Genomic DNA, 13,963 nt, shown 5'->3' with positions numbered 1-13,963 from the left:
ATCCTCGAATTCGTGACGTCGAGTTCGGCACGCGTGCTGACCTTGCTGTCGCTGCTGCAGGGGCGACGGCGGTGGACGGGCGCCGAGCTCGCCGAACGGCTCGAGGTCAGCCCGCGCACCGTCCGCGGCGACATCGAACGTCTCCGGGACCTGGGGTACTCGGTGGCCGCGGCGCGCGGTGGGGCAGGTGGGTACCGGCTCGGTGCCGGCGGCGCGGACGTCCCGCCGCTGCTGCTCGACGCCGACGAGGCCGTTGCGGTCGCGATCGGGCTGCGCAGTGGAATGAGCTGCATCATCGGCGGCATGGAGGAGACGTCGCTGCAGGCGCTCACGAAAGTCGAGCGGCTGCTCCCCGCACGTGTGCGGCACCGCCTGCGCAATCTCGACCGCTTCCTCGTCCCGCTGCCGTTCGCCGAGCCGGCCCCGGTCGTCGATCCGCGCCTGCTCACGATGCTCGTCGAATTGTGCCGAGGGTGCGAACGCCTCCGATTCGACGAACACGACCGCCAGGACACCGCCGCGGCACCGGGCCGTCGTGAGATCGAGCCGTACCGGGTGATCAACCGGGGCAATCGTTGGTACCTGTTCGGGTACGACCTGGGCATCGACGAGTGGCGTGTGTTCCCGGTCGAACGGATCGTGCCGCGCACGCCCACCGGACCGCGATTTCGTGAACGCGAGCTGCCCGGCGACCTCGAGGACTTCGTCGCGCGGCTGCTTCCGACTCGGACGTGGAACCGTCAGGCCACGGTCGTCGTCCATGCGCCCGCGGACGTGGTCGCGGAGCGCATCGCCCCCGCGGAGGGCGAGCTGAGCGTGCTCGACGACTCGACGTGCCGGGCCGTCGTCGGCGGACAGACGATCCTCGCGATCGCGGCGGTCCTCGCGCGTCTCGACGCCGATTTCGCGATCGAAGATTCACCGGACCTGGCGCGCTGTCTTGCCGAGCTGTCCGACCGGTATGCGCATGCGGCGGCGTCACACGAATATGGCTGAAAGCCAGTGAGCCCGACCGGAAAACCGGTCGGGCTCACTGAACTCGACATGCATCGAGCAATACTGTCGGGGTGGCGGGATTCGAACCCACGACCTCTTCGTCCCGAACGAAGCGCGCTACCAAGCTGCGCCACACCCCGTGGCCGGACTGCGGTCTGCAATCGGACCTCGGCCAGCTTACAGCACCACTCGACCTGCCAGTAAATCGGCTGGTCAGCCGCGCAGAACGGTGCGCCGCGCACGGCGACGACGACCGCGTACGACGTCGGTCGTGTCGTCCTTGCGCTTGCTGGCGACGAGCGTGAGCAGCGTGGCCTCGGGGCGGCAGCAGAACCGGGCGGGGGCCCACGGCGACGTGCCGACGCCCGCCGACACGTGCAGCTTCATGTGCTCGCCCCACTGCGACGGGCCCTTGACGCGCGAGCGGTCGAGGTCGCAGTTGGTGACGAGGGCGCCGTAGAACGGCAGGCACAGCTGGCCGCCGTGCGTGTGGCCGGCCAACACGAGGTCGTAGCCGTCGTCGGCGAACCGGTCGAGCACGCGGGGCTCGGGGGAGTGCGTGATGCCCAGCCGCAGGTCCGCGAGCGGATTCGGTCGCCCGGCGACGGTGTCGTACCGGTCGCGCTTCAGGTGCGGGTCGTCGACGCCCGCCGCCGCGATGCGCACACCCGCGACCTCGAGTTCGCGGCGCACGTGCGTCACGTCGAGCCAGCCGCGCTCGGTGAACGCGGCGCGCAGGTCTCCCCACGGCAGGCTTTCGCCGAGCACGCGCTTGTGGTTCTTGCGGAAGTACTTGAGCGGGTTCTTCGGGCGCGGACCGAAGTAGTCGTTGGAGCCGAACACGAACAGTCCGGGGCGGGCCAGCAGGTTGCCCATCGACTGCACGACCGCGGGCACGGCCTTCGGGTGCGACAGGTTGTCGCCCGTGTTGACCACGAGGTCCGGGTCGAGGCTGTCGAGTTCGCGAAGCCAGTTCTGCTTGAGCCGCTGGTTCGGCATCATGTGCAGGTCGCTCAGGTGCAGCACACGCAGCGTCGACGCCCCGGGCTCGAGCACCGGCAGCGTCACCTCACGCAGCGCGAACGCATTGCGCTCGATGAGTGTCGCGTAGCCGATGCCGAGAGCAGCGGCGCCTGCCGTGCCGATCGCGGAGCGGGTGAGAAGGGAACGGAACTCGTCAGACACACCTCCACGATACTGAAAGGGCGATCGCGATACCGGCGGAGAACGAGGTCGCGTAGCGTTCGCACCATGTCAGATTCTTCCGAACAGCCGCTCAAGGCACGCCTTCGTTCCGACATGACCGCGGCGATGAAGGCGAAGGACACGCTGCGGACGGCCACATTGCGCATGCTCATCGCGGCCGTGCAGAAGGAAGAGGTCGCCGGGAAGGAAGCACGCGAACTCGGCGACGACGAGGTCTTGAAGGTGCTCGCCCGCGAGTCGAAGAAGCGTGGCGAGGCCGCCGAGATCTACACGCAGAACGGCCGCGGCGAACTCGCAGCCCAGGAGCACGCCGAGGCCCAGATCATCGACGAGTACCTGCCCACACCGCTCACCGAGGACGAACTCGCGTCCGTCGCCGACACCGCGATCGCCGACGTCGCCGAGGAGATCGGTGAGCGGCCCGGCCAGAAGCAGATGGGCCTGGTCATGAAGCGCGCCACCGCGATCGCCGCGGGCAAGGCCGACGGCGCCCGCATCTCCAAGGCCGTGCGCGACCGCCTCTGACTCCGGACCGGTCGGTCACGATGTCACACGGTGTGCGTTCGGTGCACCGAATGTCACATCGTGACCGCCACCCGAGGGTCACATCGTGACCGCCACCCGAGGGTCACTCGCGCCGCGGTGGCGTCGAGCGACCCCATCCGGCGTCACGCGTCACGTGCGCGAGCAGCGGTTGCACGCGGAAGGGCAACGGATTGGTGAGCGAGAGCGTCGTGTCCGAGTGCGTGACGCCCGGTACCGCGACGACCCGCTGGATCAGCGCCTGCAGCTCGGGGTGCCCGGTGGTCGCTACGCGGACCAGCAGATCCTCGCGGCCGGTGGTCGCGTGGATCTCCAGCACCTCGGGGATCGCGGTGAGCGCGTCCACGACGTCCTGCAACCGACCCTGATCGAGAGTGAGCGCGACGAAGGCCTGCACCGTGATCCCGATGCCCGCGAGGTCGAGTTCCGGCCGGTAGCCGCGGAGCAGGCCCGCGTCTTCGAGCCGTCGCAGACGCGCCTGCACGGTGTTGCGGGCGACCCCGAGCGCCGACGCCAGTTCGACGATTCCGGTGCGCGCATTGCGCGAGAGCATCCCGAGTAGCTCGGCGTCGAGGCGGTCGATGTCGACGCGATCGTTGAGCAAATCCGGCACCTCCAGCGGTGATGAGACTCACACTCTGAACGAATTGCTCAGTTGCTCCGATTCTAATTGACCGGCACAGGCGCCTGGGTCACGCTCGACACAACTGGACGTTCACCAGTCGGGGCGATCCTCCGACGGAACGAAGGCGGTGCCTGCTCATGACTCAGACGCACGACTCTGCCCGGAAACCCGACTCTGCCCGAACGCGCGACACCGGCAGGCCGCGCGCAGCCGCCCCGCCGCGTTCCCGCCCGTCCCGCGCGAGTCTCGACCTCGCCGACCGGTACCGCCCGTCGTCCGGCCCGGTCCTGCTCAGCGGCGTGCAGGCGATGGTGCGCGCCCTCACCGAGCAACACGCCCGCGACGCCCGCGCCGGCGTGCGTACCGCGACCTTCGTGTCCGGCTACCAGGGCAGCCCGCTCGCAGGCGTCGACCGGCTGATCGAGAGCCTGCCCGACGTGACGGGACCGAACGACATCCGCCTTGTGCCCGGCCTCAACGAAGAGCTCGCCGCCACCGCGGTGTGGGGCAGCCAGCTCGACGTTCCGGGAACCGCCACGCATGACGGCGTGGTCGGCGCGTGGTACGGCAAGGGGCCCGGGCTGGACCGCTCGGGCGATGCGATGCGGCACGGCGCGATGTACGGCGCGAACCCGCACGGCGGTGTCCTCGTCTACGTCGGCGACGATCCGGCGTCCAAGTCGTCGACTGTTCCGGCCGCAAGCGAACGTTCGCTGGCCGCGCTCGACATGCCGGTGTTCTTCCCGCGCAATGCCACGGAGATGATCGAGTTCTCGCTCTACGGAGTGGCACTGTCGCGCGCGTCGGGGTGCTGGTCGGCGATCAAGGTGGTCGCGGACGTCGCCGACGGATTGTCCACTCTCACCCGGGACTTCGCGGACCTGGCGATCACCGTGCCCGAGATCGAGTGGGAGGGCACGCCGTGGCGGTACCGGCAGCGCCGGCTTGCCGCGCCGCCCGATTCGGTTCTCGCCGAGGCAGATCTGACCGGGCCACGGTGGAAGATGGTCGAAGCGTTCGCTGCCGCGAACCCGATCGACACGCTCGAGGTCGATCCACCGCACGCGTGGCTCGGCATCGTGGCCCCCGGGACGGCGTACGACGCGGTGCGTCAGGCGCTGGCCGATTTCGGACTCGACGAGGACGCACTGCGCGCCGCCGGCATCCGCATCCTGCGCGTCGGGATGCCGTTCCCGCTGTGTGGCAGCCGACTCCGGGAGCTCGCGCACGGCGTCGAGACGGTGCTCGTGGTCGAGGAGAAGGCGTCGTTCGTCGAATCCCAGCTCAAGGACATCCTGTTCGCCGAGCCCGGCAGGCCCGTCGTCGTCGGTAAGAACGACGCCGACGGCAGGCCGCTCGTACCGCGCAGCGGCGAACTCACCGCCGAACGGCTCGCCGGGCCGCTGCGCCGAATCCTCTCGCCCCGTGTCGCGCTCGCGCCCGCGGCCCCGCCGCGACTCGAGCTCACCGTGCTGCCGTCGCCCCGCACCGCGCACTTCTGTTCGGGTTGCCCGCACAACCGCTCGACCGTCGTGCCGGACGGGTCGATCGCCGCGGGCGGCATCGGTTGTCACACGATGGTGACGATGGCCGACCGTCCCGAGAGCGCGGTGGTCGGGCTCACCCAGATGGGTGGCGAAGGCGCGCAGTGGATCGGCCAGTCGCCCTTCACCGACACCGGACACATCTTCCAGAACCTCGGCGACGGAACGTATTTCCACTCCGGCCAGCTCGCGGTGCAGGCGTGCGTCGCGGCCGGCGTGAACGTCACGTACAAAATCCTCTACAACTCCGCGGTCGCGATGACCGGTGCGCAGGATCCCGAAGGCGCGCTCACCGTGCCCGAGTTGACGCACAAACTCGCGGCGGACGGGGTGCGCAGGATCATCGTGTGCGCCGACGAGCCCGAACGGCACCGTGATGCCGACCTCGCCGACGGTGTCGTCGTGTGGCACCGCGACCGCCTCGACGAAGCGCAACGACTGCTGCGCGATGTCGACGGCGTGACGGCCCTCGTGTACGACCAGCACTGCGCCGCCGAGGCACGCCGCAAGCGCAAGCGCGGGACGATGCCGCGCAAGCGCACCCGCGTCGTGATCAACGAGGCGGTGTGTGAGGGCTGCGGTGACTGCGGGGCCAAGAGCAACTGTCTCTCGGTGCAGCCGGTGTCCACCGAGTTCGGCCGCAAGACGCGGATCGACCAGTCCACGTGCAACACCGACTACTCGTGCCTCGACGGCGACTGCCCGTCGTTCGTCACCGTCACCGAACCCGAGACGCCGCCGCAGCATGCCCACCCGCAACCGCCCCCGGTGCCGGATCCGGCGACGCCGGACGTGCGGGGCACCTACAACCTCTTTCTCGCGGGTGTCGGCGGCACGGGTATCGTCACGGTCAACCAGATCCTCGGGATCGCCGCGCTGCGAGCAGGTTTCGACGTCACCGGACTCGACCAGACCGGCCTGAGCCAGAAGGCGGGCCCCGTCACGTCCCACCTCGAACTCGCGGCGCCGCGGCCGGGCGGCGGCACCGGCACGAATCGGGTCGGCACCCGCGCCGCCGACGGCATCCTCGCCTTCGACGCCCTGACGGCCGCCGACAGCCGGTTCGTCGACGTCGGTGACGCGTCACGCACGGTGACCGTCGCGTCGACGTCGGTCACGCCGACCGGGTCGATGGTGCGTGATCCGGCCGTGACGCATCCGGAGGTGAGCGAGCTGCTGGCGCGACTCGATGCGCGTGCCCGACGTGTCGTGCACCTCGATTCGCTCGCTGCGGCACAGCACCTGTTCGGCGACACCGCGCCCGCGAACATGCTCGTCGTCGGCGCGGCGTACCAGGCGGGCGTGCTGCCGATCCCGGCCGACCGGATCGAGGAGGCGATCGAACTCAACGGCGTGCGCGTCGCCGCGAACCTCGCAGCCTTCCGCTGGGGGCGGGTATCCGTCGCGCGCGCGGACGAATTCGCTCGTGCCACGACACCGCCCGAGGCGCCTGCCCGGACGATGCCGTCGCTGCCCGACACCTTGTGGAGCCGGGTGCACGCGCCCGGCGACCTCGTGCCGCTCGTGCAGCGACGAGCCGCGGATCTCGTCCGGCATTCGGGCTCCCGCGTCGCGTCGCACTACCTGGACGTCGTCGCGATCACATGGAATCGCGAGCAGGCAGCGGACGGGTCGGGCGCACTGACGGGTGCCGTCGCGCGCGGCCTGCACAAGCTCACTGCCTACAAGGACGAGTACGAAGTGGCCGCACTGCTGACGGATCCGGCGTTCCTCGCGTCGCTCGACACGGAGGTGCCGGGCGCGACCGCGCCGACGTTCATGCTGCACCCGCCCACGCTGCGCACCCTCGGACGGTCGCGCAAGATCGGATTCGGGCCTCGTTCGCACACGGTGCTCCGCGCGCTCGCGAAGGGCAAGGCGCTGCGCGGCACTCGGCTCGACCCGTTCGCGCACACCGGAATCCGGAAGCTCGAACGCGCGCTGATCGCGCACTACGAAGCGATGATCGACGATCTCACCCGCGACCTGACGAGCGTGAACTACGACCGCGTGGTGGCCGCCGCCGACGCAGCGGACATCGTGCGCGGTTACGAGGACGTCAAGCTCCGCTCGGTCGAGCGATACCGAGCCCGGCTCGCCGAGCTCGGTATCGCCACCGAATCACTGGACGTGTGAGCTAGCGGCCGGGTATCGGAGGAACCTGGATCGGTGGCAGCCCCGGTATCTGTATCGGCGGCACCGTGTTCGGTCCACCGCCTCCGTTGGGCTGGTCACCCGCCGTGTTGCGCTTCGACCCGTCGCTGATCGAGATCGTGATGGTCGACCCCGGCACCGCGGAGCCGGACGGCGCCTGGCTCACCACATTGCCCTTCGCCGCGTCGGAATCGATCGTGAGCGACGTGACCTGGAAACCCGCGGCCTGCAACGTCGAGGTGGCCTGCGACTGCGTCATGCCGACGACGTCGGGCACCTGACCGGCCTGCGAACCCCGTACGTACTTGTCGTCCGTCGGCGGCAACGATGTGGGGCCGAAGTCGTTCACGATCGGACTGATCGCCTTGTACCACGTCTGAGCGGGCTCGTTGCCGCCGTACAGGTTTCCGTCGCCGCACGAGCGCAGCGGCCCCGAGCAGATCTCGCCGGGAGTCGGCGAGTCGCCGAAGATGTACGACGCGGCTGCGAGGTTGTTGGTGAAGCCGAGGAAGCCCGACGACATGTGCGACTCGGTGGTGCCGGTCTTGCCCGACATGGGCAGCGACCAGCCGACGCTGCCCGCCGCGGCGGCCGACGTGCCGCCCGGCTGGTCGTCCTTGCTCATCGCGTTCGCGAGCGTGTCGGCGAGACCGGGCTCCACGACCTGTTCGCACGCCTGCTGCGTGATCGACACCGGCTTGCCCTCGCGGTCGAACACCGAGTCGATCGGCGTCGGCGGGCACCACTTGCCGTGCGAGGCGAGCGTGGCCGCGACGTTCGACAGTTCGAGCGGGTTGATCCACGTGGGGCCGAGCGTGAACGACCCGAGGTTCTGGTCCTTCTGGAAGTCGGCCATGCTGCGATTGTCGAAACCGGACGTGTTCGGTTCGGCGTACGAGCGCATGCCGAGGCGCACCGCCATGTCGACGGTGGGGCCGACGCCCGTCTGCTGAATCAGCTTGACGAATGCGGTGTTCGGCGACTGCGCGAGCGCATCGGTCACCGACATCTGAGCCGGGTAGCGTCCCACGTTCTCCACGCAGTACGTGGCGGCGGGACAGCCGGCGGCGCCGCCGCTACCCATGCCCCGCGCCTCGAACCGCCCGGGGACGTCGAGTACCGCACTGGTGCCGAGACCCTTCTCCATCGCGGCTGCGGTGGTGAAGAGTTTGAAGATCGACCCGGCTCCCGCGCCGCCGAGCGAATACGGCTGCGGTTGGACGGTTTCGTGCGCATCGACGTCGAGGCCGTATGTTCGGCTCGACGTCATCGCAAGGACGCGGTGCTGGTCCTGACCGGGTTGCACGACGTTCATGACATTCGCGATGTCCGGTAGGTGCGGACTCGCGGTCGCGGTGACCGCGGCCTTCGTCGCGGCTTGCACCTGCGGGTCGAGCGTGGTCTTGATCAGGTAGCCGCCGCGGTCGATCTGTTCGCGACTGAGGCCTGCCTCGGCCAGGTACTGCAATGCGTAGTCGCAGAAGAATCCGCGGTCGCCCGCCGCGATGCAGCCGCGGGGGAGTGTCTTGGGTTCGGGCAGCACCCCGAGCGGTTCGTCCTTGGCGGCACGGAACTCGGCGGCCCGTTCGGGGATGTTCGCGATCATCGTGTCCAGCACGGTGTTGCGGCGCGCCGTGACCCCCTCGGGGTTGGTGTACGGGTTGAGCGCGGAGCTCGACTGCACCATGCCCGCGAGCATCGCCGACTGTGTCGCGTTCAGCTCCGACGCGTCGATGCCGAAGTAGGTCTGTGCGGCGTCCTGGATGCCGAACGAGCCGTTGCCGAACGGCACGAGGTTGAGATAGCGCGTGAGGATCTCGTCCTTCGTGAGCTCCTTGTCCAGCGTGAGCGCCATGCGGATCTCTCGGATCTTGCGCGCGGGTGTGGTCTCGATCGCGGCGCGGCGTTCGGCGTCGGTCTTCGCGACGACCAGCAGCTGATAGTTCTTGACGTACTGCTGATCGAGCGTGGACGCGCCCTGCTGCACCTCGCCGCTCGACGTGTTGGTGAGGAATGCGCGGATGGTGCCCTGCCAGTCGACGCCCTGGTGTTCGGCGAACCGCCGGTCCTCGATCGACACGATCGCGAGCTTCATGTCGTTCGAGATCTTCTCGCTCGGCACCTCGAAGCGGCGCTGGTCGTAGAGCCACGCGATGGGATTGCCGTCGACGTCGACCATCGTGGAGACGGCCGGGACGGTGCCCTCGACGAGCTCGGCGGACACATTGTCGACGGTGTCGGCGGCGCGGTTCGAGGCGTACCCGAAGCCACCGGCGACGGGGAACAGGATCCCGGCGAGCAGCACACCCGCGAGGATCGAGCAGCCCACCAGCTTCCACACAATGTTCGCTTTTGCCACGGGGTTCGCCTTTGCCACGCGCTACAGAGTACGTGCTACGTCGAGCCCGTCCCGCCGGTCGACGTCGGCATGTTCCGAAGAGGTGGTTTGACAATCCTGCGAGGGGGTAACCGGGGTGTTGTCACAGGTAGAGACGTACGTACCACTAAAACCGACCAAGCGTCTTGCATTGCCGGTGAGTGCGTCCTAGATTGTGAGAACAGTGTGACGTAGATAACACCCAATGAGGAGTGTTCGCGCGTGGGTGAGGGGTACAGGACCCGTGAACGTGGGAGCACGTGAGCACCGTTCGCGCGGTGTTCGGACACGAAGAGGGGACACACAGCATGCACACATCCACTCCCAACCGGCTCAACGTCGAAGAAGCAGAAGCACGGATCGCATGGGTCACCCAGGCACGCTGCCGCCAAGTCGATCCCGACGAGCTGTTCGTCCGCGGTGCAGCCCAGCGCAAGGCCGCGACCATCTGCAGGCACTGCCCGGTCGTGATGGAGTGCGGAGCTGATGCCCTCGACAATCGTGTGGAGTTCGGTGTGTGGGGCGGGATGACCGAACGCCAGCGCCGTGCCCTGCTCAAGCAGCATCCCGAGGTCGAGTCGTGGGCCGACTTCTTTGCCGCCCAGCGCGCGCAGAAAGCGATGTGACGGGCCGGCAGCGCGCGCACCCGTGACCGTTCCGGTCACGGCGGTGTCACGACCAGGTGCGCACCGGTGGATCCGGGCGTTCGGTGGGTGATCGGTTCACGTGGTGTGGGTGAGCTGGTCACCCACTGCGCGTAGTGCCTCGAGGTCCGACACCTCGAACGGCAGCGACGGCACACCCACGATCGGGACCCGGGGGTGGTTCGACGTGAACCGGCCCAGCAGTCGCACCTCGCGCCGCGCGGTGACCGCCCGGTGCGCGTGGATCCGCAACACGCCCGCGCTGGTGGCCCGCGACTCCAGGTCGCCGGCGTCCAGCCGCTCGGCAGCCTCGGCGGCGATCTCGGGGGAGAGCGACAGCAGCGTCGGATGCGTGCGATTGAGCACGAGTCCGGCGAGGGGCATCGAATCCTCGGTCAACCGGTCGACGAAGAACGCCGCCTCGCGCAGCGCGTCCGGTTCGGCCGCCGACACAACGACGAACCGGGTCTCCGGCTGCCGCAGCAACTCGTAGGTGCGGTTGGCGCGCTCGCGGAAACCCCCGAACATCGAGTCCAGCGACTGCACGAAGCTCGACGCGTCCGACAACATCTGACTGCCGACGATGGTCGAGACACCCTTGAGGGCAAGCCCCATCGCGCCCGTGACGAGCCGCGAGATGCCACGACCCGGTGCGGTGAGCAACCGGATCATCCGGCCGTCGAGGAAGGCGCCGAGCCGTTGCGGCGCGTCGAGGAAATCGAGAGCGTTGCGCGACGGGGGCGTGTCGACCACCACGAGATCCCACTCGCCGCTCTGTGCGAGCTGCCCGAGTTTCTCCATCGCCATGTACTCCTGCGTGCCGGAGAACGACGTGGCGACGGTTTGATAGAAGGGATTCGCCAGAATCTGCTCTGCTCGGTCCGGGGGCGAATGTTCGATCACCATCTCGTCGAATGTGCGACGCATGTTGAGCATCATCGCGTGCAGTTCGCCGCGCGCGTCCGGGCCGAGATCGACCGGCTGCGGCGCGTTGTCCAGTTCGTCGACACCGAGCGCCTGCGCGAGGCGGCGTGCAGGGTCGATCGTGAGCACGACGACTCGCCTGCCCTGTTCGGCAGCGCGCACCGCGAGTGCCGCGGCGGTAGTGGTCTTGCCGACGCCGCCCGCGCCGCAGCACACGATGATGTGGGTCTTCGGGTTCGCCAGCATGTCGCCGACGTCGAGCGCCTGCCTGCGGGTGTCCCGCTCGGCGGCGCTCATCGGACGCCCTGTTCGCGCAGCGCGTCGGCGAGTTCGTACAGCGCGCCCAGGTCGATACCCTCGACGAGCGCCGGCAGCTGCAGCCGCGCACCACCGACCTGCGACAACTGTTCCGCGCTTCGCGCCTGCGCCTCGACGACCGACGCATGCTCGATGGTCTCCGTCAGCAGGCCCGCGAAGTCCTCGTCGGACAGCGAGACCCCGGCGCCGGACAGGTCGGCGCGAATCGACTCGGCGTCGAGCACGCCGTCCGCCGCTGCTGTCACGACGTCCTCGGGCAGGAACTGCGGGCTCGTCCGATTGACCACCACCGCGCCCAGATTCAGGCCCGACGCGGCGAGTTCGGCGGCTGCGTCCGCGGTCTCCTGCACCGGCAGCGCCTCGAGCAGAGTCACGAGATGCACGACGGTCTCGTCCGAGTGCAGCATCCGCACGACGCCCTCGCTCTGTGCGCGCACCGGACCGCCCTTCGCGAGATCGGCCATCGCCTGCGTGACGTCGAGGAAGCTGCCGATGCGCCCGGTGGGCGGCGCGTCCACCACGACCGCGTCGTACGCGCGGGTGCCGTCCTTGTCGGTGCGGACGGCGGTCTCCTTGATCTTGCCGGTCAGCAGGACGTCGCGAAGACCCGGCGCGATGGTGGTCGCGAACTCGATCGCCCCGAACTTGCGCATCGCCCGGCCCGCGAAACCCAGGTTGTAGAACATGTCGAGGTACTCGAGAAAGGCGGTCTCGATGTCGATCGCGAGCGCCACCACCTCGCCGCCGCCCTCGGCCGCGGCCACGCGCGTCTCCTCCGGCGGCAACGGTGGCACTTCGAACAGTTGCGCGATGCCCTGGCGGCCTTCGACTTCGACGAGCAGCACCCGTCTGCCGCCCTCGGCCAACGCGAGTGCGAGCGCCGCGGCGACCGTCGACTTGCCGGTGCCGCCCTTGCCCGACACGAAGTGGAGTCGAGCACGCGCCGCCGCGTCGGGCCACGCCCCGGTGGACAGCTTGGGAGATGCAACCACGACGCCGAGCCTATAAGGCATGGAGAGGCGATGTGCGACAGACTCGCGACAGCTGTGCGGTACGTGTCGAGCGGACCCGGTACAGCGCGGTCGGCGCAGGATAGGCTCGCTCCATGAGTGAATCGACTTCGTGGGAGTACGCGACCGTTCCGCTGTTGACCCATGCCACCAAGCAGATCCTCGATCAGTGGGGCGGAGACGGCTGGGAACTCGTCACCGTTCTTCCCGGTCCCACCGGGGAACAGCACGTGGCCTACCTCAAGCGCCCGAAAGAGTGAGCACACGAAAGGCTGAGCACATGAGCGAGAGCATCAACGCGGGCAGCTGGACCGGCAAGCTCGTCGAACTCGGCATCACGCTGCCGCCCGTCGCCGCTCCCGTCGCGGCGTACGTGCCCGCGGTCGTGTCCGGCACGCACGTGTACACGTCGGGCCAACTGCCGCTGCTCGCAGGCGAACTCACCGTCGCGGGCAAGGTCGGCGCCGAGGTCACCGAGGAGCAGGCGAAGGACGCCGCGAAGGCGTGCGCGCTCAATGCCCTCGCGGCCCTCGACGCCGCGGCCGGCATCGACAGCGTCGTACGCATCGTCAAGGTTGTCGGGTTCGTCGCGTCGGCCGACGGTTTCACGCGCCAGCCGTTCGTCGTCAACGGTGCGAGCGAGCTGTTGGGCGAGATCTTCGGCGACGCCGGGCAGCATGCCCGTTCGGCAGTCGGCGTGGCCGAGTTGCCGCTCGGTGCGCCCGTCGAAATCGAACTGGTCGCCGAGATCGTGGTCGACCGGGAAGAAGAGGACTCCACCGATGCCGGTTGAGCATCCGGCCTACGGCCGCGTCCGTGAGGTGACACCGCTGGCGTCGGTCGTGCTCGAGAACAACCCCGGCATGATGACGCTCGACGGCACCAACACGTGGGTGCTGCGTGCGCCCGGCCACGACGAGTGCGTCGTCGTCGACCCCGGAGAGGCCGACGACGCGCACCTGGACGTCCTCGCGGAGGTCGGTCCGGTCGCGCTCACCCTCGTCACCCACCGCCATCACGACCACACCGACGGCATCGACGGCTTCGTCGAACGCACCGGGGCGTCCGTCCGCGCGGTCGACCCGCGATTCCATCGTGGCGGCGGCAACTCGTACGAGCCCGGCGAGGTCATCGAGGTCGCGGGCCTCGTGGTGACGGTCGTCCCCACACCCGGGCACACGGCGGACTCGGTGTCTTTGCATGTGCGGGCCGCACAGGGCGACGCGGGCGCGGCCGTCGTCACCGGCGACACGATCCTCGGCCGCGGCACCACGGTGCTCGACGACACGGACGGCGACCTCGGTGACTACCTGTCGTCGTTGCGCAGGCTGATCGATCTCGGCCCGAACATTCCCGTGCTCCCCGGGCACGGACCCGATCTGCCCGATCTGGAGACGATCGCGCGCGGCTATCTCGCGCACCGCGAGGAACGGCTCGACCAGGTGCGCGCCGCGCTCGCGGACCTCGGCGCCGACGCGCCGGTCGAGGCCGTCGTCGAGCACGTCTACACGGACGTCGACCCCAAACTGTGGCCCGTCGCCGAGAAGTCGGTCAACGTCCAGCTCGAGTACCTTCGCCGCTGATCGGTTCGCTGGCGGGCCGTCCGCCCCGACGCGACCGGC

12 protein-coding genes and 1 tRNA gene are annotated in these 13,963 nt (G+C 69.1%); 7 read left to right on the top strand and 6 right to left on the bottom strand.

Annotated elements, in window-relative coordinates:
* Window positions 1-12: 12 nt before the first annotated feature.
* Complete coding sequence (locus tag HCA44_RS11415) at window positions 13-996, top strand: WYL domain-containing protein (protein ID WP_169648688.1); 984 nt, start codon at window positions 13-15, stop codon at window positions 994-996.
* Between the two features lie 66 nt (window positions 997-1,062).
* Here HCA44_RS11415 and HCA44_RS11410 read toward each other — a convergent pair.
* Both HCA44_RS11410 and HCA44_RS11405 read right to left on the bottom strand, forming a co-directional pair.
* Window positions 1,063-1,136, bottom strand: a tRNA-Pro gene (locus HCA44_RS11410).
* 73 nt (window positions 1,137-1,209) lie between these two features.
* Window positions 1,210-2,181 (bottom strand): metallophosphoesterase, encoded by a 972-nt coding sequence (locus HCA44_RS11405; protein ID WP_169648687.1) that lies wholly within the window; start codon window positions 2,179-2,181, stop codon window positions 1,210-1,212.
* 66 nt (window positions 2,182-2,247) lie between these two features.
* On the opposite strand from HCA44_RS11405, the gene HCA44_RS11400 reads away from it, so the two are divergent.
* A complete protein-coding gene (locus tag HCA44_RS11400) occupies window positions 2,248-2,727 on the top strand; it encodes a GatB/YqeY domain-containing protein (RefSeq protein WP_169648686.1) in 480 nt (159 codons plus the stop codon).
* Between the two features lie 103 nt (window positions 2,728-2,830).
* Here the strand turns inward: HCA44_RS11400 and HCA44_RS11395 are convergent, their stop codons facing one another.
* Window positions 2,831-3,349 carry an Lrp/AsnC family transcriptional regulator gene (locus HCA44_RS11395; RefSeq protein WP_277350810.1) on the bottom strand — a complete coding sequence of 173 codons (519 nt, stop codon included), beginning with the start codon at window positions 3,347-3,349 and terminating at the stop codon, window positions 2,831-2,833.
* Window positions 3,350-3,507: 158 nt separating this feature from the next.
* Here HCA44_RS11395 and HCA44_RS11390 point away from each other — a divergent pair, with 158 nt between their 5' ends.
* Window positions 3,508-7,050 (top strand): indolepyruvate ferredoxin oxidoreductase family protein, encoded by a 3,543-nt coding sequence (locus tag HCA44_RS11390; RefSeq protein ID WP_169648685.1) that lies wholly within the window; start codon window positions 3,508-3,510, stop codon window positions 7,048-7,050.
* A 1-nt stretch (window position 7,051) separates the two neighbouring features.
* Here HCA44_RS11390 and HCA44_RS11385 read toward each other — a convergent pair whose 3' ends face one another.
* Window positions 7,052-9,409 (bottom strand): penicillin-binding protein, encoded by a 2,358-nt coding sequence (locus tag HCA44_RS11385; RefSeq protein WP_169648874.1) that lies wholly within the window; start codon window positions 9,407-9,409, stop codon window positions 7,052-7,054.
* 344 nt (window positions 9,410-9,753) lie between these two features.
* Between HCA44_RS11385 and HCA44_RS11380 the strand changes: the two genes are divergently transcribed.
* A complete protein-coding gene (locus HCA44_RS11380; RefSeq protein WP_169648684.1) occupies window positions 9,754-10,071 on the top strand; it encodes a WhiB family transcriptional regulator in 318 nt (105 codons plus the stop codon).
* Window positions 10,072-10,167: 96 nt separating this feature from the next.
* On the opposite strand, the gene HCA44_RS11375 is transcribed toward HCA44_RS11380, so the two are convergent.
* Window positions 10,168-11,259, bottom strand: coding sequence for an ArsA family ATPase (locus HCA44_RS11375; protein ID WP_240945475.1), 1,092 nt, complete (start codon window positions 11,257-11,259; stop codon window positions 10,168-10,170).
* A gap of 47 nt (window positions 11,260-11,306) precedes the next feature.
* A complete protein-coding gene (locus HCA44_RS11370) occupies window positions 11,307-12,323 on the bottom strand; it encodes an ArsA-related P-loop ATPase (protein WP_346764681.1) in 1,017 nt (338 codons plus the stop codon).
* A 113-nt stretch (window positions 12,324-12,436) separates the two neighbouring features.
* Between HCA44_RS11370 and HCA44_RS11365 the strand changes: the two genes are divergently transcribed.
* The 3 genes from HCA44_RS11365 to HCA44_RS11355 are packed head-to-tail and all read left to right on the top strand — an operon-like array spanning window position 12,437 to window position 13,924.
* A complete protein-coding gene (locus HCA44_RS11365; RefSeq protein ID WP_169648681.1) occupies window positions 12,437-12,601 on the top strand; it encodes a DUF4177 domain-containing protein in 165 nt (54 codons plus the stop codon).
* Window positions 12,602-12,621: 20 nt separating this feature from the next.
* Window positions 12,622-13,134 carry a RidA family protein gene (locus tag HCA44_RS11360; RefSeq protein WP_169648680.1) on the top strand — a complete coding sequence of 171 codons (513 nt, stop codon included), beginning with the start codon at window positions 12,622-12,624 and terminating at the stop codon, window positions 13,132-13,134.
* The gene (locus tag HCA44_RS11355) at window positions 13,124-13,924 is read left to right on the top strand and encodes an MBL fold metallo-hydrolase (protein ID WP_169648679.1); all 801 of its coding nucleotides are present in this window, start codon (window positions 13,124-13,126) and stop codon (window positions 13,922-13,924) included. The genes HCA44_RS11360 and HCA44_RS11355 overlap by 11 nt, the downstream gene beginning before the upstream one ends.
* The last annotated feature ends 39 nt before the right edge of the window (window positions 13,925-13,963 follow it).

The sequence above is a fragment of the Rhodococcus sp. HNM0569 genome (assembly GCF_012726205.1).
Classification (GTDB): Bacteria; Actinomycetota; Actinomycetes; order Mycobacteriales; family Mycobacteriaceae; genus Rhodococcus_F.
The sequence above is the reverse complement of the archived record's forward strand: the minus strand, read 5'-3'. Positions and strand labels throughout refer to the sequence as shown.